This is a genomic window from Nocardia iowensis, from assembly GCF_019222765.1.
Classification (GTDB): domain Bacteria; phylum Actinomycetota; class Actinomycetes; order Mycobacteriales; family Mycobacteriaceae; genus Nocardia; species Nocardia iowensis.
Genome location: NZ_CP078145.1, coordinates 2,134,681 through 2,153,868, shown reverse-complemented (window position 1 = coordinate 2,153,868; position 19,188 = coordinate 2,134,681). Strand labels below are relative to the sequence as shown.

Annotated in this window: 20 protein-coding genes; 13 read left to right on the top strand and 7 right to left on the bottom strand. The window is 67.5% G+C overall.

Annotation, left to right across the window (positions count from 1 at the left end; all coding sequences use genetic code 11):
• Positions 1–68 precede the first annotated feature (68 nt).
• Complete coding sequence (locus tag KV110_RS09765; protein WP_218475280.1) at positions 69–1,292, top strand: RtcB family protein; 1,224 nt, start codon at positions 69–71, stop codon at positions 1,290–1,292.
• A 40-nt stretch (positions 1,293–1,332) separates the two neighbouring features.
• Here the strand turns inward: KV110_RS09765 and KV110_RS09760 are convergent, their stop codons facing one another.
• Positions 1,333–1,815, bottom strand: coding sequence for a hypothetical protein (locus tag KV110_RS09760; RefSeq protein WP_218475278.1), 483 nt, complete (start codon positions 1,813–1,815; stop codon positions 1,333–1,335).
• A gap of 152 nt (positions 1,816–1,967) precedes the next feature.
• Between KV110_RS09760 and KV110_RS09755 the strand changes: the two genes are divergently transcribed.
• Positions 1,968–2,897 carry an alpha/beta fold hydrolase gene (locus tag KV110_RS09755; RefSeq protein WP_218475276.1) on the top strand — a complete coding sequence of 310 codons (930 nt, stop codon included), beginning with the start codon at positions 1,968–1,970 and terminating at the stop codon, positions 2,895–2,897.
• 6 nt (positions 2,898–2,903) lie between these two features.
• Here the strand turns inward: KV110_RS09755 and KV110_RS09750 are convergent, their stop codons facing one another.
• Complete coding sequence (locus KV110_RS09750; protein ID WP_218475274.1) at positions 2,904–4,028, bottom strand: GGDEF domain-containing protein; 1,125 nt, start codon at positions 4,026–4,028, stop codon at positions 2,904–2,906.
• A 260-nt stretch (positions 4,029–4,288) separates the two neighbouring features.
• On the opposite strand from KV110_RS09750, the gene KV110_RS09745 reads away from it, so the two are divergent.
• A complete protein-coding gene (locus tag KV110_RS09745; RefSeq protein WP_218475272.1) occupies positions 4,289–6,412 on the top strand; it encodes a RecQ family ATP-dependent DNA helicase in 2,124 nt (707 codons plus the stop codon).
• Positions 6,413–6,431: 19 nt separating this feature from the next.
• Here the strand turns inward: KV110_RS09745 and KV110_RS09740 are convergent, their stop codons facing one another.
• The 3 genes from KV110_RS09740 to KV110_RS09730 form a co-directional block, all read right to left on the bottom strand.
• Positions 6,432–6,632 (bottom strand): hypothetical protein, encoded by a 201-nt coding sequence (locus KV110_RS09740; RefSeq protein WP_218475271.1) that lies wholly within the window; start codon positions 6,630–6,632, stop codon positions 6,432–6,434.
• Positions 6,633–6,695: 63 nt separating this feature from the next.
• Entirely contained in the window at positions 6,696–7,004 is a 309-nt protein-coding gene (locus KV110_RS09735; RefSeq protein ID WP_246634436.1) for a hypothetical protein, read from the bottom strand.
• A complete protein-coding gene (locus KV110_RS09730; protein ID WP_218475269.1) occupies positions 7,001–7,249 on the bottom strand; it encodes a DUF6364 family protein in 249 nt (82 codons plus the stop codon). The genes KV110_RS09735 and KV110_RS09730 overlap by 4 nt, the downstream gene beginning before the upstream one ends.
• Before the next feature lie 84 nt (positions 7,250–7,333).
• Between KV110_RS09730 and ligD the strand changes: the two genes are divergently transcribed.
• The 10 genes from ligD (at position 7,334) to KV110_RS09680 (ending at position 17,027) form a co-directional block, all read left to right on the top strand.
• Positions 7,334–8,308, top strand: coding sequence for a non-homologous end-joining DNA ligase (gene ligD, locus KV110_RS09725; RefSeq protein WP_218475267.1), 975 nt, complete (start codon positions 7,334–7,336; stop codon positions 8,306–8,308).
• 130 nt (positions 8,309–8,438) lie between these two features.
• On the top strand, positions 8,439–9,389 hold the full coding sequence (locus tag KV110_RS09720; RefSeq protein WP_218475266.1) for a D-isomer specific 2-hydroxyacid dehydrogenase family protein: 951 nt from the start codon (positions 8,439–8,441) through the stop codon (positions 9,387–9,389).
• Between the two features lie 680 nt (positions 9,390–10,069).
• A complete protein-coding gene (locus KV110_RS09715; RefSeq protein WP_218475264.1) occupies positions 10,070–10,426 on the top strand; it encodes a nuclear transport factor 2 family protein in 357 nt (118 codons plus the stop codon).
• A gap of 53 nt (positions 10,427–10,479) precedes the next feature.
• Positions 10,480–10,905, top strand: coding sequence for a hypothetical protein (locus KV110_RS09710; protein WP_218471427.1), 426 nt, complete (start codon positions 10,480–10,482; stop codon positions 10,903–10,905).
• A 152-nt stretch (positions 10,906–11,057) separates the two neighbouring features.
• Positions 11,058–12,044, top strand: a complete 987-nt coding sequence (locus tag KV110_RS09705) for an alpha/beta hydrolase (protein ID WP_218475262.1) — start codon at positions 11,058–11,060, stop codon at positions 12,042–12,044.
• A 2-nt stretch (positions 12,045–12,046) separates the two neighbouring features.
• On the top strand, positions 12,047–12,952 hold the full coding sequence (locus KV110_RS09700) for an SDR family NAD(P)-dependent oxidoreductase (protein WP_218475260.1): 906 nt from the start codon (positions 12,047–12,049) through the stop codon (positions 12,950–12,952).
• Positions 12,953–12,959: 7 nt separating this feature from the next.
• Positions 12,960–13,880, top strand: a complete 921-nt coding sequence (locus KV110_RS09695) for a ferritin-like domain-containing protein (protein WP_218478312.1) — start codon at positions 12,960–12,962, stop codon at positions 13,878–13,880.
• Between the two features lie 2 nt (positions 13,881–13,882).
• Entirely contained in the window at positions 13,883–15,388 is a 1,506-nt protein-coding gene (locus tag KV110_RS09690) for a flavin-containing monooxygenase (RefSeq protein ID WP_218475258.1), read from the top strand.
• Positions 15,389–15,430: 42 nt separating this feature from the next.
• The gene (locus KV110_RS09685) at positions 15,431–16,261 is read left to right on the top strand and encodes a MerR family transcriptional regulator (RefSeq protein WP_246634435.1); all 831 of its coding nucleotides are present in this window, start codon (positions 15,431–15,433) and stop codon (positions 16,259–16,261) included.
• Between the two features lie 226 nt (positions 16,262–16,487).
• Complete coding sequence (locus tag KV110_RS09680; protein WP_218475256.1) at positions 16,488–17,027, top strand: hypothetical protein; 540 nt, start codon at positions 16,488–16,490, stop codon at positions 17,025–17,027.
• A 58-nt stretch (positions 17,028–17,085) separates the two neighbouring features.
• Here the strand turns inward: KV110_RS09680 and KV110_RS09675 are convergent, their stop codons facing one another.
• Entirely contained in the window at positions 17,086–17,853 is a 768-nt protein-coding gene (locus tag KV110_RS09675) for an ABC transporter permease (protein ID WP_246634434.1), read from the bottom strand.
• A 34-nt stretch (positions 17,854–17,887) separates the two neighbouring features.
• Complete coding sequence (locus KV110_RS09670) at positions 17,888–19,168, bottom strand: glycosyltransferase (protein ID WP_218475254.1); 1,281 nt, start codon at positions 19,166–19,168, stop codon at positions 17,888–17,890.
• Between the last annotated feature and the right edge of the window lie 20 nt (positions 19,169–19,188).

Genomic DNA, 19,188 nt, shown 5'->3' with positions numbered 1-19,188 from the left:
TTATTCGAGTGCACCGCACCCCGGCGATCCCTACCGTTGATCAGTAGGACAACGAAAGGATCGAAACAATGTTTCCCGTCGAGCTGCGCGGTACCCGGGCGCAGACGCTTATGTGGGCCGACGAGCACGCGGTCGAGCAGGCCGCGCTGCAGCAGCTGCGGAATATCGCCGCGCTGAAATGGGTCCACGGCGTCCGCGTCATGCCGGACGTGCACCTCGGCAAGGGTGCCACGGTCGGCTCGGTGATCGCGATGCAGGACGCGGTGTCCCCGGCCGCGGTCGGGGTGGACATCGGCTGCGGCATGGAGAGCGTCAAGACCGATCTCACCGCCGCGGATCTGCCGGACGACCTACGCTCGCTGCGGTCCCGGATCGAGGCCGCGGTGCCGGTCGGCTTCCACGCGCACGACGACGCGGTCAACGTCGCCGAGCTCGGCTCAGCGGTTGCCTCGCTCGGCGCGAGCACCGCGACGCTGCGGGCGGGCTGGGATCGTTTCTGGGGTTCGTTCGCCTCGCTTGACGAGGGCGTGCGCGCACGAGAGACCAAGGCGCACAAGCAGATGGGCACCCTCGGCGGCGGCAATCACTTCATCGAGGTCTGCCTCGACCAGGACGACGCGGTGTGGATCCTGCTGCATTCCGGCAGCCGCAATATCGGCAAGGAACTCGCCGAGCGGCACATGGCCGTGGCCAGGAAGCTGCCGCACAACGTCGACCTACCCGATCGCGATCTCGCCGTATTCCTTTCCGGCACACCGGAAATGGATGCCTACCGGCGCGACCTCAGCTGGGCGCAGGAGTACGCCGCACGCAATCGCGCGGTGATGCTCGCGCTGGTGTGCCGCGCGGTCCGCGACGAATTCGCCGAGCGCGAGGTACGTTTCGAGCAGCCGATCTCCTGCCACCACAATTATGTGGCCGAGGAGCTCATCGACGGCATCCCGATGCTGGTGACTCGCAAGGGTGCGGTCCGGGCGGGCGCGGGTGATCTCGCGCTGATTCCGGGTTCGATGGGCACCCGCTCCTATGTGGTGCGCGGCAAGGGAAATCCGGCCTCGTTCCAGTCGGCCTCGCACGGTGCGGGACGGCGGATGAGCCGCAATGCGGCGAAGAAGCAGTTCACCGTCGCCGACCTCGTCGCCCAGACCGAGGGCGTCGAATCGCGCAAGGACGCGGGCGTGGTGGACGAGATCCCGGCCGCCTACAAGGACATCGACGAGGTCATCGCCGCGCAGCGCGACCTGGTCGATGTCGTCGCGACACTGCGGCAGGTGCTCTGCGTCAAGGGCTGAATTCGGGCCGCGCCCACCGGGATGTGGGCGCGGTCCTGGTTCATTTGCGCCGCAAGGTGGCCGCGATACCCGCGCCGATCAGGAACACTCCGGTAAGCAGCGCGAAGCCGTTCAGCACCCAATTGTGCAGTGCGAGATGAAAATCGTCGGCCAGCTCGGGCAAATTCTCGATCTGCCGGTAGGTGTCTTCCGGGAACAGGATGTGCAACACCCCGGGGATCAGACCCCACACCAGGCCCGCGATCGCCGTGCCCACCGGGGAGAACGCGGCCAGCGCCGCAACCAGGAACAGCAGCACCGCACCGCCGATGATCTGGAAGTTCGAACCCCACCGGTCGGCCGAGCCGCCGAGAATGACCCACTGCCTGGTGTCCAGCGCGCCGTGCGCGGCGAGCCCGATCCCGATCGGCGTGATCACCAACGCGATCAGCGTGCCGGTCAGCGTGCGGCCGACGCCGCTGCGACTCTGGAACTGGGCGCCCGGCGGCGACCAGCCCGCGGGCGGCTGATATTGGCTCGACATGGTTGGCCTCCTGCACGGTCCCCGGTACCGGGAATCCTGTCCGCCTATTCTCCGTCGTTCATGGTCATTTCGCGGCGAATGCCGCGCCGTTGCTCGCGATCAGGCCGAGGGTAATTCGGACGCGGGTTCGGCCCGTCTGGTTACCATCGAGTATGCGCCAGCGGCAACACGATTCCGGCTCAGCGACCTCGACAGCAACGGAAACGGCAGATCCCCCAGCGATCGCGGGCGTTCGCCGATCCTTCGTCACCGCGCGTGGCGTCCGCTTCCACCTGACCGAGGCCGGGCCCACGGACGGACGACCGGTGCTCGCGCTGCACGGATGGCCGCAACACCACTACGCCTTCCGTCACCTGCTGGCCGATCCGCCGCCGGGGCTGCGGATCATCGCGCCCGATCTGCCGGGCTACGGCTGGTCCGGTCCGGCGCCGCATCGCTGGGCCAAGGACGACGTGGCCGCCGATGTCCTCGCGCTGCTCGACGAACTCGGACTGGACCGAGTGCTGCTCGTCGGCCACGACTGGGGCGGCTACATCGGCCACCTGCTGGTACTGCGGGAGCCCGAGCGGTTCGACGGATTCCTGGCGTTGAACATCGCGCACCCGTGGCAGACGCCGCGCACCGTCCTGCCGCATCTGTGGCGGTTCATGGTCTATCAACCGCCGGTCGCCGCGTTCGGAAAGTACCTGCATCAGCACACTCGGCTGCTCGACCTGGTCTTCGCCAAGGCGGTCGAGAACCCCGCGGAATTCGGTCCGGAAGTGGTGCGCGTGTATACCGATCGCTTCCGCGACCCGGTCTGCGCTCGCGCCGCGACCGACACCTATCGCACCTTCCTGCTCCGCGAACTGCCCCGCGCGGGCCGCCACGCCGAGACCAGGCGCGCGACCATCCCGATCCGCGCCCTGTTCGGGGTGGACGACGGCGCCGTCCACCACTCGCTCGCCGCCGCCGAAACCGCGCAGGCCGACGATTACACCCTCGAGCGGGTGGCGAACTGCGGACATTTCATCACCGAGGAACGCCCCGATCTGGTCCGCGCCCGCCTGATCGCCCTCGCGGCCGAAACGGCCCCCGCCTGATCCGAATCAGTGATTGTCGATGCCATGCAGCACGCTGATGTTCTCGACAACGACGGTGTTGCCACCACGTTGTTTCGCCTGATACATCGCGCTGTCGGCGCACCGGATCAAGTCCTGCATCAGCTGGCGGCTGCGGTGATAGCCGGTGGCGCCCGCGTCGGCGACGGCGATGCCGATGCTGGCGGTAACCGAAATCGCCCCCGCGGGTTCGGCGACGGCATTGCGCAACCGCTCGGCCGCATCGACCGCGGTGCGCACGGGCAGGCGAGCGACGATCGCGAACTCCTCGCCGCCGAGGCGGGAGACGATGCTGCCCGCGGGCGCGCTGTGCTGCAACCGCTGGGCGGTACGCACCAGCACCTTGTCGCCCGCATGGTGCCCGAAGGTGTCGTTGACGACTTTGAAGCGATCCAGATCGACCATCATGACGCAGACCGGATCCGCGGCGGAGCAACCGACCAGCATCGCGGAGTGATACTCGAAGCCGCGCCTGCTCAACAGCGTCGTCAACGGGTCCGAGAGCATGTCGGTCCGTAGTACCCAGTAGCAGAACTGCAGCCCCGGCGGCACCACCGTGGCCGCGACCATGCCCAGAATCATGATCGCCGCCGACGCCGTGTCACCGACCCCGAACAGCGGAACCGCCAGCACGACGGCCGACACCAGCGACCACGCGGTATGAGCGGCGAGGACCTGCGGGCTGTGGAAGGCGCTGACGTAGATGCCGACGATCAACAACAGCATCATCCCGACCGACCGGACCACATAACCGGGGCTCAGCACACAGACCACCGTGATACACACATCGCCGATCGCGATCAACGTCAGCGATTCCACTCGGCTCGGCCACGGCAGCGACCACCAGCGCACGACCCACACCGCCGCCATCGCGACAATGCACCACAACACCGTTCGGCCGAGCACGCTTTCCGGGCCCGCCGACGACGTCACCGTCAGCAGACTGATGAACGGCGTCGCCAATCCGCACAGTCCGATGGCGAATTTCACCACGCCGAGCGCCGAACGGGACGCGAGCGCGTCCACCACCCAGCGATAGTCGACGCCGTCGCGCCACCAATCCCGAAGCAACTGAAGGTAACCGTTCATGCTTCGCTCGCTGCGCTCGCTCATTCGACTCGTCCTCGGCGTCGACGGAGGCCTCGTATCGTCTCGAACCCGCACTCACTGTGGTGAACGCCGCCGCGGGCGCCGGGGGTTTTCGGCGTGCCGCAGCGATTCAGGCAGTGTAAGCCACGTCACCGACCGGTTGGCCTGGTTGACACCGATAGCCCGTGCCGAAATCGTTCGGATGCGGCCACGACATGCACGGCCGGGGCGGGCGCGCGCGACGAGCGCGGTTCGTGTCGGTACCGTCGGGCACGATGGAGCGCATGACCACGGCGACCGATGTCCCGGCGATCGACCTCACCGCACCCGACCTTCGCGACCGCGCGGAACATTTGCTGCGCGAACTGGCCGGACCCGATGCCCGGCTACGGGAGGATCAGTGGACGGCGATCGAGGCGCTGGTGGTGCAACGGCGCCGAGCGCTGGTCGTGCAGCGCACCGGCTGGGGTAAGTCGGCGGTCTACTTCATCGCCGCCAAGTTGCTGCGCGGGGCCGGGCGCGGGCCGACGGTGATCGTGTCGCCGCTGCTCGCGTTGATGCGCAACCAGGTCGCCGCCGCACAACGCGCGGGAGTGGTTGCCGCGACCATCAATTCGGGCAATATGACCGAATGGGACGAGATCCACACCCAGGTCGCGTCGGGCGAGGTCGACGTGTTGCTGGTCAGCCCGGAGCGGCTGAACAATCCGGACTTCCGCGACCAGGTGCTGCCGAAACTCGCCGCCGACGCGGGCCTCGTGGTGATCGATGAGGCGCACTGCGTCTCCGACTGGGGCCACGACTTCCGGCCCGACTACCGGCGCATCCGCACGCTGATCGCCGATCTCGGCTCGGACGTGCCGGTGCTGGCCACCACGGCGACCGCGAACGACCGGGTGGTCACCGACGTCGCCACCCAGATCGGCACCGACACCCTGGTGCTGCGCGGCACGCTGGACCGCGAGTCGCTGCACCTGTCGGTGGTGCGCTTCGACGACGCGGTGGAACGCACCGCCTGGCTCAGCAAGCACCTGCACACGCTGACCGGGTCCGGCATCGTCTACACGCTCACCGTCGCGGCCGCGCACGACTTGGCCGACGTGCTGAATTCGCATGGGCACACCGTCGCCGCCTACACCGGTCAGACCGACCCGGCCGAACGCGAGGCGCTGGAGTCGGCGCTGCTGAACAACGAGGTGAAGGCGCTCATCGCCACCTCGGCGCTGGGCATGGGTTTCGACAAGCCCGATCTCGGCTTCGTCGTGCATGTCGGCGCGCCGTCCTCGCCCATCGCCTACTACCAACAGGTCGGTCGTGCGGGTCGTGGCACCGACCGCGCCGAGGTGGTGCTGCTGCCCGGCCCCGAGGACGCGCGGATCTGGAGTTACTTTGCCTCCGTTGCCTTTCCACGCGAACACATCGTGCGCTCGGTACTCGATGCGCTGGACACCGACCGGGCACTGTCCACGGCCGCACTCGAACCACTTGTCGAACTGAACCGCTCCCGGTTGGAGATGGTGCTCAAGGTGCTCGACGTGGACGGAGCGGTGCGCCGGGTGCGCGGCGGCTGGATTTCCACCGGCCAGCCGTGGATCTATGACACCGAACGGTACGAACGGTTGTCCGCGGCCCGCGAGGTCGAGCAGCAGGCGATGGTCGATTACCAGTCGACCACCAGCTGCCGGATGGAGTTCCTGCGCCGTCAGCTCGACGACCCGGGATTGACTGCGGAACAATCGGATTCGCCCGGCTGCGGTCGCTGCGACAACTGCACCGGCACTCGGCCGGATGTCACGGTCGACGCCGACGCCATCGCCGCCACCCGGGCCCGTCTCGACCGTCCCGGCCTCGACCTGAGTCCGCGCAAGCAATGGCCTACCGGCATGGCGAAGCTCGGCGTTCCGCTGTCCGGCAAGATCACCAACGGCGCCGAGACCGGTCGGGTCCTCGGCAGGCTTACCGACCTCGGCTGGGGCCAACGCTTGCGCACCCTGCTCGACGGGCCGGACGATCCGATCCCCGATGCGGTCTTCGATGCGTGCATCGCTGTGCTGCGCGACTGGGATTGGGCCACTCGCCCGACGTCGGTCATGGCCCTCGAATCCCCGCGTTACCCGGTGCTGACCGCCACCTTGGCCGCTCGCCTCGCCGAGGTCGGTCGGCTCACCGACCTGGGCACGCTGCAAACGCGTCCGGACCGCCCGCCGGTTTCCGCCGCCAATTCCGCACACCGCGTCGCGGGCCTGTTCGACTCATGGGAAGTCCCCGACCTCACCGATGTCGAGGGCCCGATCCTGTTGGTGGACGCCCTTTCCGACACCGGCTGGACCCTCACCCTCGCCGCCCACGCCCTGCGCACCGCGGGCGCCGACGGGGTGCTGCCGTTCGCGCTCGCGTCCGTCACCTAGGCAAACGAGGCAGCTGAAGTCACTGGCGGGCGTCCGGCAGGTTGATGGTCCGCGGGTCCGGTTCGATCGGCCGGGCCGCGGTCAACTGACTGTCCGGCGGTATGGGTCGCCGGGGCTCGCGGACGCCCGCTGTGCCGCCGCCCGCGCTACCGGGTGGACCGCCTCCGGTCACCTTGCCGCCCAAGAGTCTTCGTATTGCTCCCAGTAGTTTTCGCATCATGCGCTCCAGTGTGCGTGCCGAATGCACCGGCACAGCCGATGTTCACGGGCAGCGAAGTATGGATCACAGGCTGAGGGTGGCGCGTAGGCGGGCGTTCAGGGATTCGGATTCGCTGGATGTCAGTTCGCCGAGTTGTTCAGTGAGCCAAGGGCGGTAGGCGCGGTGCAGTTCGAGGGTGTCGGCCCAGCCGTGTTCGGTGTGCGTGGCCAGCACGTGGCCGGGGTCGGCGTCGCGCAGTGGGACGACGTGCAGCCAGCGGTACGGAGAGGTGATCACCGCCGAGTCGGAGACCAGCACGACCGACATGCGTCGGGGCAGCGGGGTGCCGTCGCTGAGGGCGGGAGAATAACGCCAGACCTCGCCGCGCCTCATGCCGCGCCGCGGTTGCGGCGGGCGTCGGTTTCGGCCGCCTCGGTGATATTCAGGTCGTCGTAGGCCGCCGCGCGTTCCGCGTCCTCGTCCACGGTCAGCTTGGCCAGGCTTTCGTGCACGAGCGCGGTGCGCAGCGAGGCGTTGATCACCGAGGACAGGCTGCGGTTCTGCTGGTCGGCCGCCTGTTTCGCCCATTCGGCCACCTGCGGGTCCAGCGTCACGGTTACACGCGTCGCCTTGCTCATACCTTCATGCATACCAGAACGATGCAGTTCACGGGCTCCTTTTCTGACGACGAGCACGGCATCACATCGACTATCGTCGGACGCGTGGCCAGCAAGTCTGCGTCGTCGGCCATCGAACTGGATGTCGGCGACCGCACGATCCGCATCTCCAACCCGGACCGGGTGTATTTCCCCGAGATCGGGGCGACCAAGCTCGACTTGGTGCAGTACTACCTGAGCGTCGGTGACGGCATCGTCCGCGCACTGCACGATCGGCCGTGCATGCTGCATCGCTTCCCGAAGGGCCTGGCCGGGGACAAGGTGCACCAGAAGCGGTTGCCCGCGGGTGCGCCGGACTGGATTCCGACGGTGCGCGTCTTCTTCCCGCGCTACGGCAGGCACGCCGACGAGCTCTGCGTCCACGAACTGGCCGACGTCATCTGGGCCGTGCAGATGTCGACGGTGGAGTTCCATCCGTGGAACTCCCGCGCGGCCGACACCGAGAGTCCCGACGAGTGGCGCATCGATCTGGATCCTATGCCGGACTGCCCGTGGTCGCGGGTGCAGCGGGTTGCCGGTGTGGTGCACGAGGTGCTCGACGAACTCGGCGCGGTCGGCTGGCCGAAGACTTCCGGCGGCAACGGTTTACACGTTTACGTCCGCATCGCGCCGCAATGGGGATTCAAGGAGGTGCGCCGCGCCGCCCTCGCGTTTGCCCGTGAAGTCGAACGCCGCGCCCCCGACGACGTCACCACCACCTGGTGGCGCCGCGACCGCGATCCCGAGCTGCTGTTCGTCGACTACAACCAGAACGCCCGCGACCACACCATCGCCGCCGCCTACTCGGTCCGCGGCGTCCCCTCGGCCACCGTCTCCACCCCCGTCCGCTGGGACGAGATCCCCCACATCGACCCCCGCGACTTCACCATCAAGACCGTCCCCGCCCGCTTCGCCGAACTCGGCGACCTGCATGAAGGTATAGACGACGCGGTCTTCGCCATCGATCAGCTACTGGAATGGGCCGACCGCGACAAGGTAGACGCCGACCTGGACGAACAAACCGACCTCGACGAGGACTAGCCGCTCGCGAGTTCGTGCGCGAGGGAGCAAAAGTGCGCCGGGTGGCCGGGTCGGGGGCGGTGATAACGTCGCTGGGGCGCTTTGGTTGTGCCTCGCGAGTTCGCTGTGCTGCTTCGAAGGAGGTCCATCCATGAACCGACCGGCAGTAGGGATAGCGATCGGGCCGGGTGAGCCGCCGCCTGCGCTGTTGGAGAAGGCGGTCGTGGAGGGTGGTGCGGCGCTGGCCGACCTCGGCGAGGCGCGGGGGTTGATCTGGGCGGGTGGGCCCGGGGAGTTTCCGGATGAGTTGCCGGACACGATCGAGTGGGTGCAGTTGCCTGCCGCCGGCGTGGAGGACTGGTTCACCGCGGGCATCTTCGCCAGGCATCCGAAGGCGCAATTCACTTCCGCGGCAGGCGCTTTCGCCGCCAGCGTCGCCGAGCACGCGCTGGCGCTGCTGCTCGCCGGGGTGCGGTATCTGCCCGAGCACCTGCGTGCGGCCAGCTGGCGGCAACAGGACTTCTTCCCGCACGTCGGCTCGCTGCGCGGCAAGACCGTCACCATTGTCGGTGCGGGCGGTATCGGCCGCGCGCTGATCCCGATGCTCGTTCCGCTCGGCGCGCACGTGATCGCCGTCAACCGTTCCGGCCGCCCGGTGACCGGTCCCGGCATCCCCGAGACGATCGAGACCATCTCCACCGACCATCTCTCCCGGGTGTGGCCGCGCACCGATCACGTGGTCGTCGCGGCCCCCGCCACCGCCGCCACCAACCACCTGATCGGCGCGGACGTCCTGGCCCGCCTGAAGCCGTCCTCATGGGTGATCAACGTGGCCCGCGGCAGCCTCATCGATACCGACGCGCTGGTGGCCGCGCTCGCCTCCGGCGCGATCGCCGGCGCCGGCCTCGATGTCACCGAACCCGAACCCCTCCCCGACGGCCACCCCCTCTGGGTACTACCGAATGCTATTGTCACACCGCATGATTCGAACCCACCGCAACTACGTTTCGCCGCCTTCGCCGACCATGTAGGCGCGAACGTCCAGCGCTTCGTCGAAGGCAAAGACCTCTTGGCCCCGATCGATCCAGACCGCGGCTACTGACTGCATCCCCGCACGCCCGACCACGCTCAGCGGGACGCCCCGTTAGCCCCTGTCGGATGCGGTCGCCGGAGACGAAGCCCCCTGGCCTCCATCGATTCGGAGCGGGTGCCTAACTCACACCGCGCACGCCTGACCGCTTCAGCCGGGCGGGCAGGGACGAGGGCGGACGCGGTCGCCACGGGCGAAAAACTAAGGGCCCCACTCCATTCGGGCCGCTGTTACTGACCCGGCCCGCATTTACCCGACCATGACCAGCGGGACGGACCCCGCTCGAATCGGACACGGGCTCCGGGTCTACACGCAAACTCGCTGTGCGACTGTCCATTCGCGCAGCGACCACCCGCGCCCGCTCATGATCAACGGGGCCTGGCTGCGCCGTTGTGCGAGTAGAGCCTCCACCGTGTCCCATTGATCACCAGCGCACGGCCTCATCGCCCAACGTCGCGACGAAGCCGCGCGCCAGGCGCGAGAGTCGCCGGTGACCAGCCGTTGGCCGCAGGCTCCCCGGGAGCGCGGGCTCCCCGAGGGCGGGCTCCCCGGGGGCGGTGGCCGGATACGTATACCGGTGCCGAAAGTACCTATAGGTGACTGATTCGGGGCATACCGCCGCGGCCATAACGTAGTTCCTGTCACCACGACGACAACGAAACCGCAGATCACAACCCCTGAAGGAGCACACCATGAACACTCTTGTCGCCCAGTACCTCGAAGCCTGGAACACCACCGAGGCCACCGCACGCAAAGCCGCTATCACCCGCGTCTTCACCGACACCGCCACCTACACCGACCCACTGATGGCCGTGACCGGACACCAGGGCATCGACGCCGCAATCGCCGCCGCCCAAGCACAATTCCCCGGCTGGACCTTCCGCCTGACCGGACCCGTCGACGCCCACCACGACCAAGTCCGCTTCACCTGGGAACTCGGACCCGCCGACGCACCCGCAGTCGTGATCGGCTTCGACGTCGCCATCATCGACAACGGCCGCATCGCCAACGTCTACGGCTTCCTCGACAAAGTCCCCGCCACCGTCTAACCCAAACCGAACCACGCTCCGCCACACCCGGATTCACCGAAGGAACACCTGCCATGACCACCACCACCGCCCCGTCCTACCTGTCCACTCTGATGGCCCCCGGCCCTGCCCTGCTTCGCCTGTCCCTGCGCCTGGACGCCGTCATCACCACCGTCAACGGCCTGGCCTACCTCGCCCTGGCCGGACCTCTTGAATCACTGCTCGGCCTCGACACCGCGATCGGCATCCCGATCGGGATCTTCCTGACCCTCTACGGCCTCGCCGTCGCCCTCATCGGCACCCGGCCCACGATCAACCCCACCGCCACCCGCCTCGTGATCGCAGCCAACACCACCTGGGTCCTCGCCAGCCTCACCGCCCTCTTCATCACAGACACTCTGGACCTGAACCTGATCGGCTCCATCTGGACAGTCATGCAAGCAGGCACCGTCGGCGGCTTCGCCGCCCTGCAATACCTGGGCCTGCGCAAAGCACAGTGACCACCCCAACAACCAAACACTCCCCACCCCGATGACCGCGGCACCAGCACACAGCTGATACCGCGGTCATCGTCGCAGGTCGAACCCACCGCAATAAGCCTGCAATAAATGAGCCATTGACAACTGGCACATTCATGGATGATTCTGGGCACATGACAAGGTCAACGAGGACCTCGATCCCCGGGGTGCCCACCGCACCCTCCACCCGGGCCACCCTGGCCGCGGCGGCCACCCAGTTCGGGTTGCGGCCGCTGAACAATGTGGTGCCGATGAATGCCCCGGGAGTCTGGTTCGCCCGCAAGCTCGTCGCCACCTTCATGGCCGTCGGCGGTCCTGTTCCACGCGGCACCGCCGTCACTCCAGTTCGGTCGGGGGCGGTGCGTGGCGAATGGGTCCGAGCGCCCGGCGTCTCCTTCGGCTCCCGCGCGATCTATTACATTCACGGCAGCGGCTACGTCATCTGCTCCGCGCGCACCCACCGCGGGCTGGCCGCCCAACTGTCGCGCAAGACCGGACTCCCGGTCTTCCTGACCGACTACCGGCTCGCCCCGGAGCACCGTTTCCCGGCCGCCGCCGACGATGTCGAGGCAGGCTACCGCTGGTTGCTCGACCGCGGCTACGCCGCGAACGACCTGGTGATCGCCGGTGACTCGGCGGGCGGACATCTCGCGCTCGACCTGCTCATCGAGAACGAACGCCGTCGCCTGCCGCAGCCCGCGGGCGTGGTGATGTTCTCGCCGCTGTTCGACCTGACCCTGCGGCTGGCCGCCGAACAGGAACGGCGCCAACGTGATCCACTGATTTCCGCGAAGGCGGCCAGCCGGATGCCGCGCGCCTACACCCGCGGCCTGCCCGATGACACGCCGCGGCTGCGCCTGACCGTGCCGGACGGACTCGACCTGCCGCCGATGCTGGTCCAGGTCGGCGGCACCGAAATGCTCAGCGCGGACGCGCGAGCGCTGTGCGAGATGGTGCGTGCCGCGGGCGGCAGCTGCGAGCTGGAGGTGTGGCCGGGCCAGGTGCACGTCTTCCAGGCGTTGCCGACGCTGGTGCCCGAAGCCGATCAGGCTCTCACCCGCGCGGCCGACTTCTTGCGCGCGGCACTGGCCGCCCGCTCCGTCTCCGAGAAGGTGAGCTGACAATGTTCGGACTGGAAAAGCTGCTGCCGCTCGGCAATCGGCCACGGCGCAGCTATGGCGCGCGGGCCGTGGTGACCGGCGCGGGCAGCGGCATCGGCCGGGCCTTCGCGCTCGAGCTCGCCGATCGCGGCGGTCAGGTGATCTGCGCCGATATCGATGAGACACGCGCCGACGAGACCGTCGCGCTGATCGAACGCAAGCATCCCGGCAAGGCGCACGCGTTCCGCTGCGATGTCGCCCGCCGCGAGGACGTGGAAGTCCTTGCCAGCTTTGCCGAATCGCTGTTCGAACGCCCGGTCAGCCTGGTGATCAACAACGCTGGCGTCGGCATCGGCGGAAAACGGGTCGGCCAGGTCGGTTTCGAGGACTGGGAGTGGGCGCTCGGCATCAATCTGTGGGGCGTGGTGCACGGGTGCGAGGTGTTCACTCCGCAACTGCGTGCCGCACGACGCGGCGGAATCATCAATGTCGCCTCCGCCGCCGGATTCGCCGCCGCCCCGTCGATGGCGGTGTACAACGTCTCCAAGGCGGCCGTGATGTCATTGTCGGAGACGATGGCGGCCGAACTGAGTGGCACCGGTGTCGCGGTCACCGTGCTGTGCCCCACCTTCGTGAAAACCAATGTGGCACGGGACGGCCGGATCACCCAGCAGTCCGCGCGGCTGGCCGACACCCTCATGCGGTGGACCGGTTTCACGCCGGAACACGTCGCCCGCAACACACTCGACGCACATGACCGCGGGCAGCTGTATGTGCTGCCGCAGCTGGACGCCCACGTCGTCTGGCGGCTCAAGCGCTATTTCCCCGCCCAGTACACCTATGTCCTCGGCCTCCTGGATCGGGTTCTGCCCCAGGACAACTCCCCCGCCACCGACCGCACGTCGGTCACCGACAAGACAGGAGTCTGACATGGCCATCGCGATGGACTTCGACGACATGCTCGCTAAAATCAAAGACCGCCAGTGGGCGCTGGCCGACATCGATTGGGACGCACCGGGTGCCGAGCGGATCACGCCCGAACTGCACGCCAAGCTCAAGCCGTTCATGGCCGATCTGATGTGGATCGAGAACGTCGGCGCGCGCGGCTTCGCCGCCATGGCGAAGAAGGCGCCCACCGAGACGCTGCGCGAGATCTACCGCTACTTCCACGCCGAGGAGCAGAAGCACGCCAATGCCGAACTGGCACTGATGCGGCGCTGGGGCATGCTCGACGGCGACGAGATCCCGCAGCCGAACGTGAACGTCAAGCTGGTAATCGACTTCCTGGACAAGTACTCCGACCAGATGTCGCTGTCGTTCCTCGGCACCGTGATCCCGATGCTCGAGGTCGCGCTGGACGGCGCGCTGATCAAGTTCATCATGGACGAGATCGACGACCCCATCTGCCAGGAAGCGTTCAAGAAGATCAATAGCGACGAATCCCGGCATCTCGCCGTCGATTTCGCGGTGATGGATCTGCTCGGGCACGCGACGGCCCGCAAGCTGCTGATCGACTTGGTCGGCGGGTGGACCAAACCGTCGCTGATCATCGGCGTACTGAGCTACGTGCCGCTGCTGAACAAGATGCGCGACAACATCGTCGAGATGGGCGTGGACGAGGAGAAGCTGTACTCCGCGCTCAAGCGCTACGCCAATGTCGGTGAGCGCAGCGAATTCGCCCGCAGGCTGCCGATGTATCAGCTCGTGAAGATGCACGGCGGCTGGGTGATCGACCGCGGCAACCCCTATCACCTCGTCGCCGACGCACTGGTGAAGATCACCGCCAGGGTGCCGAAGGCACTGCTGCGCAAGGACCCGACCTGGGTCAAGGAAGTCACCTACGAGCCGGCGGCGTGAGCATGAGCGACAAGACACTCGACGTCGCCGTCATCGGCGGCGGCTTCGCGGGCATCGGCACCGCGATTCGCCTGAAACAAAAGGGTATCGACGGTTTCGCCATCTTCGAGCGCGGCGACGCGATCGGCGGTACCTGGCGCGACAACACTTATCCCGGTGCGGCGTGCGATATTCCGTCGCGGCTGTACTCCTACAGTTTCGCGCCGAACCCGAACTGGTCGCACACCTACTCCGGCAGCAACGAAATCCTGGGCTATATCCAGACGATGGCCGCCGAATTCGGACTCGGACCGCACTTCCGATTCGGCCACAACGTGACCGGCATCGTCTTCGACGAGGCGGCCGGGCTGTGGGACATCACCATCGAAGGCCACGCAGGCACCGTGCGCGCGCGTACCGTGGTGCTCGCCTCGGGACCCCTTGCCAACGTCAGCTTCCCGAACATCCGCGGTATCGAGGACTACGCCGGGCACAAGATCCACAGTGCCCGTTGGGATCACGACTACGACTTCACCGGCAAGAAGGTAGCGGTCGTCGGCACCGGTGCGAGCGCGGTACAGATCATTCCCGAGCTGGTCGATAAGGCCGCCTCGGTCAAGGTCTTCCAGCGCACGCCCGGCTGGGTGCTGCCCCGGGTCAACCGGCGCACCAACCCCGTGACCAAGGAGCTCTATCGCCGGGTGCCCGCCGCCGAACAACTCGCTCGGCAAGCCTGGTTCTACGGACACGAGTCGGTCGCCATCGGCGTCGTCTGGAACACGCCGCTGACCAGGGTGGTCGAGCTGGTCGGGCGGGCTCAATTGCGTAGGCAGGTCAAGGATCCCTGGCTGCGGCGTCAGCTGACGCCGGACTTCCGGGCAGGCTGCAAGCGGCTGCTGATGACCGACGACTACTACCCGGCCCTGCAACGCGACAACTGCAAGCTGATCACCTGGCCCATCGCCCGCCTCTCCGAGCACGGCATCCGCACTGCGGAAGGTGTTGAGCACCAAGCTGATTGCATCGTGTTCGCGACCGGCTTCGATGTCTCCAAGACCGGTACCCCGATCCCGGTCGTCGGCCGCGACGGACGGGTACTCGCCGACGAATGGTCGCGCGGCGCGTACGCCTTCAAGAGCGTCGCGGTGTCGGGGTACCCGAACATGTTCCTCACCTTCGGGCCGAATTCCGGGCCCGGCCACAACTCGGCACTGGTGTACATGGAGGCGCAGATCGACTACCTGGTGAGTGCGATCGGCACCATCCTGGAACAGGATCTGCGGGTCCTCGACGTCAAGAAGGACCGGCAGGACCGCTACAACGCGGGCATGCAGCGCAGGCTGACCAGCACCACCTGGAACTCGGGCTGCCGCAGCTGGTACCTCACCGAGGACGGCTTCAACGCGACCATGTACCCGGGGTTCGCCACGCAGTACGTCAACCAGCTACGCACCGTAGATCTGGCCGACTACACGATCGTGCCGTCGGACGCGACCGTCCGGAAGCCCCGGATCGCGGCGGTTTCCTAGATGACCGGCGCCGGCGGCCTTGGCGATAGACTCGGTCGATCAATGACCGTACTGTTCGGTCGCCGGCAACCCGGCTCCGTGGTGGGCGAGGAGGTGGAATCGATGGAATACCGGATCGATGACCTCGCGCGCGCCGCGGGCACCACCACCCGCAATGTGCGGGCCTACCAGGAGCGCGGACTGCTACCCCCGCCCATCGGCAAGGACGGCCGGGCCAGCATCTACGACAATTCGCACCTGGAGCGGCTGCGGCTGATCGACGCGCTGTTGCAGCGCGGGTTCACCACCTCGCACATCGGCGACTTCATCACCAGTTGGGAAACCGGCAAGGACCTCACCGAGGTGCTCGGCCTGCAGCACGCGGTGACGGCATCCTGGGCCAAGGACGAAACGTTCGAGGTGCCGCGCGAGCTGATCGGCACCATCCTCGGCGCCGAGGCCGACGAACTGGTGGACCGGCTGCGCGAGATGAACCTGGTCCGGCTGGAAGGTGACACCGTGGTGTTCACCGAGACCCAGCTGCTCACCTCGTTCGCCGAGTTGCACGAGTACGGCCTCGAACTGCGCACGCTCATCGAGATCTACGCCAAGGTGGCCGACCGGATCGATGACATCACCCACATCATGATCACGGCGGCCAAACAGCACATCGTCGACGAGCACGGCCCCGGCTGGCTGCCCCACACCAGCACCGAAATCGCGGACACCACAACGATGTTGAGCAAGATGCGCGAGCTGGCGGTCGCCTCGGTGCACTCCACCCTCGCCCGCTCGCTGGATGTCACGCTGCGCCGCGAACTCGGCGACTACCTCGCCACCGCCGCCGAACGCGAACGCGCCAGGGCGGATTCCGGCCAGGAGACCGACTCCTAGCGACGCCGACGGCCCGTCGACGACAACACCCGGGAAGCGAATTCCCCAGTCGCGCATTGCCGCACGTCACACAGTGGGGAACAACGGGTCTCATCGTCGACCCGGCAGAACTCGTATCGTTGTCTCGCCCCTCGGCGGAGGAACATTCCGCCGAGTCGCTTGCTCGTCCCCTGAATCAGCGTGCGCACAGCACAGTACGCACAGCACAGTAGTAGGAGGTGCGAAAATGGCACGACGACGCATCCGAGCAATGACCATGATCGCGGCGGCGGCACCACTGGCCGCGGCCCTGGTAGCCCTTCCGGCGGCCCCCGCTCAAGCCGCCCAAGGCGACCTGACCTGCTCGGCAACCTTCAATCTCACCCTCGATCCGCCGCTGCGGGCCGGTGCTGCCGCGAGCGTCGCGATCAGCGGCAACCTCGACAACTGCACATCACCCAACGGCCGGTACACCAGCATCCGCTCGGGCACACTGACCGGCACGGGCTCGGCCACCGCCACCGCCGGGGGCTTCAATCCGTGCAGGTTGCTGGTCAGCGCGAACGGAAACGGCACGATCGACTGGTCCGCGGGCAGCGACAGCACCTTCGCCTGGCGGATCACCCCCGACCCGATCACCGGAATGTCATTCAGCGCCAACGTCACCGGCGGACAGTTGAACGGTGACACGATCACCGTGGTCCCACGGAGTGCGCAACCCAACCAAGGCTGCGCCACCAACGGCCTGTCGACCCTAGCCGTCACCGCGCAGGTGGCGTTCAACTGATCGGCGAACACGCGGTAGCACCCGTCGCCGCGCGGCGGGTGCCCGCATGACGGGCGGGTCAAGCGCGCGTCCGGCGAGCGAAGAGCCCTGCGGCACAGACGTATCCGACGACGGCGAGGCCGACCGACCACGCCACCGCGAGCCCCGCGCTGTTCCGCGATTCGGCGCCGACGAGCAGACTGCGGAGCGTATCGATCACCGGCGTCGCGGGCTGATGCTCCGCGAAACCGCGCAGCCAGGACGGCATGCTGTCGGTCGGCACGAACGCACTGCTGATATACGGGATGAACATGATCGCGTAGGTGAATCCCCCTGCCGCTTCCGGATTTTGCGCCAACAGCCCCAACGCGACCGCCAGCCAGGTAATCGCGTGCACGAACAACACGATCACCGCACCAGCGGCCAGCCACGCGAAAAAACCTGCGCTCGAACGGAATCCCAGGATCACGCCGACCACCAGCACGATGGCCACAGCGATCATGTTGCGCACAACCCCTTCTCCCACGTGCCCGGCCAGCAGTGCTTGCCGGAAGATCGGCAACGTGCGAAACCGGTCCACTGCACCGGTGCGCAAATCCGTGGCCACTGCCGTGGCGGTGATGGACGCCCCGAACCCGGTGCACAACAAGATGATTCCCGGAATCACGTAGTCGATGTACGGGCCGTCGACCTGGATCGCACCACCGAACACATATACGAACAGCAACATGATCAGCACCGGCAGCAACAACGAGATCAACAGCGTGTCCCGGCTGCGCACCGTGTGCCGCACCGCACGCCGGAACATGACAGCGGAATCAGTGAAAGCCGTTGCCGGTCGGCTCATGCCACCGCGCCGGTCGGGCTCCAGACTCCGTCGCTCATCCCGCCGCCGCCTCGACGATGTCGGCCGTCCGGGTCGTCGCGTCAGAGTGCGATTGCAGCTCTCCGGCAAGGTTTTTCGCGCGTTGCGCGGTCCCCTGGTCGAGCAGCGTCCGCACCCCGGCCGCCAGCCGGTCGCTGTTGAGCTTGCGGAAGTCCAGGTGCGCCCCGACGCCGAGGCGCTCGACCTGGCCGCCCCACATCGGCTGATCGAACGACACCGAACACACCATCGTCGGCAGTCCGGCGCGCAAGCTCTCGAAGGTGGTGCCGATACCGCCGTGGTGGACCGCGGCGGCGCAGACCGGGAACACGATGTCGTGGGCCACCGGACCGACAACTTTGATCCGCGAGCTGGTCTCCGCGTCGGCGGCGGCCAGATCACTCCAGCCCGCACTCACCAAGCCGCGGATGCCGAGGCGGCCGCACACCTCCTCGACCATCGCGAGCACCGCGTGGGTGTCCCGGATGGGCATACTGCCGAAGCCGAAATACACCGGCGGCTCGCCCTCGCCGATCCAGGCGATGACCTCGCCGTGGTCGGCGGCCAACTCGCCCAGCGCCTCTCGCGCGGTCCGTTCCAGCGGCAGGAAGCCGACGAGCGGCCTGCGCTCGCCCCATTCCTCGGCCAGGCCGGGCACCAGGGCGGGGTCGTAGATCTGCACCTCGGGCACGCCTCGGCGTTCGAGGACGGCGGCCGGGCTGGCGGCCGAGCGCGGCAAGCCGAGTTCGTGCCGGAGCTGGTTGAGGTACCGCATGAAGACGACGCGGCGCAGATTCTCGGCGAGCAGCCAGGTGGCCCGGTTCACCGCGGCGGGCGGGCGCCAGGTCGCGGGCAGCGCGCCGGGGAACGGATACGCGGAGTTCTTGCGGCACGGGAATCCGTGCAGCGACACCAGCGGCACGTGCATCGCCTCGGCGACCGACGCGGCCCGGTCCTCGGTGAGCATCGTCGACACGATGACGTCCGCGCCCTCGCAGACGCCGATCACCTCGCGGTTCATCTGCTCGGCGTAGTCGGCCATCTGCTTGCCGACCAGCTGCATCAGCCGGAAGCTGCTGCCCGCGGCAAGTGCCTTCTGGCCTTCATCGGAGGAGTAGAGCTGCTGCACGTCCGGGCCGCAGGTGACGGCGGCGAGACCGGTGCGGGTGGCGAAGTCGACCAGGTTGGGCGGCGCGCCGAGGAGCACGTCGTGGCCGCGCCTGCGCAGCTCCAGTCCGAGCGCCACCGCGGGTTGCACGTCGCCACGGGTGCCCGTCAGCGGAATCGCCACTTTCATGCCAGCTCCTGTACTCGGCG

Coding starts and splice junctions, on each gene's coding strand:
- KV110_RS09670 (WP_218475254.1), bottom strand. CDS start 19,168: ATGAAAGTGGCGATTCCGCTGACGGGCACCCGTGGCGACGTGCAACCC.
- KV110_RS09730 (WP_218475269.1), bottom strand. CDS start 7,249: ATGAGCAAGGCGACGCGTGTAACCGTGACGCTGGACCCGCAGGTGGCC.
- KV110_RS09755 (WP_218475276.1), top strand. CDS start 1,968: ATGCGCCAGCGGCAACACGATTCCGGCTCAGCGACCTCGACAGCAACG.
- KV110_RS09735 (WP_246634436.1), bottom strand. CDS start 7,004: ATGAGGCGCGGCGAGGTCTGGCGTTATTCTCCCGCCCTCAGCGACGGC.
- KV110_RS09700 (WP_218475260.1), top strand. CDS start 12,047: ATGTTCGGACTGGAAAAGCTGCTGCCGCTCGGCAATCGGCCACGGCGC.
- KV110_RS09740 (WP_218475271.1), bottom strand. CDS start 6,632: ATGATGCGAAAACTACTGGGAGCAATACGAAGACTCTTGGGCGGCAAG.
- KV110_RS09715 (WP_218475264.1), top strand. CDS start 10,070: ATGAACACTCTTGTCGCCCAGTACCTCGAAGCCTGGAACACCACCGAG.
- KV110_RS09680 (WP_218475256.1), top strand. CDS start 16,488: ATGGCACGACGACGCATCCGAGCAATGACCATGATCGCGGCGGCGGCA.
- KV110_RS09720 (WP_218475266.1), top strand. CDS start 8,439: ATGAACCGACCGGCAGTAGGGATAGCGATCGGGCCGGGTGAGCCGCCG.
- KV110_RS09765 (WP_218475280.1), top strand. CDS start 69: ATGTTTCCCGTCGAGCTGCGCGGTACCCGGGCGCAGACGCTTATGTGG.
- KV110_RS09760 (WP_218475278.1), bottom strand. CDS start 1,815: ATGTCGAGCCAATATCAGCCGCCCGCGGGCTGGTCGCCGCCGGGCGCC.
- KV110_RS09750 (WP_218475274.1), bottom strand. CDS start 4,028: ATGAGCGAGCGCAGCGAGCGAAGCATGAACGGTTACCTTCAGTTGCTT.
- KV110_RS09710 (WP_218471427.1), top strand. CDS start 10,480: ATGACCACCACCACCGCCCCGTCCTACCTGTCCACTCTGATGGCCCCC.
- KV110_RS09675 (WP_246634434.1), bottom strand. CDS start 17,853: ATGAGCCGACCGGCAACGGCTTTCACTGATTCCGCTGTCATGTTCCGG.
- KV110_RS09690 (WP_218475258.1), top strand. CDS start 13,883: ATGAGCGACAAGACACTCGACGTCGCCGTCATCGGCGGCGGCTTCGCG.
- KV110_RS09745 (WP_218475272.1), top strand. CDS start 4,289: ATGACCACGGCGACCGATGTCCCGGCGATCGACCTCACCGCACCCGAC.
- KV110_RS09705 (WP_218475262.1), top strand. CDS start 11,058: ATGACAAGGTCAACGAGGACCTCGATCCCCGGGGTGCCCACCGCACCC.
- KV110_RS09685 (WP_246634435.1), top strand. CDS start 15,431: ATGACCGTACTGTTCGGTCGCCGGCAACCCGGCTCCGTGGTGGGCGAG.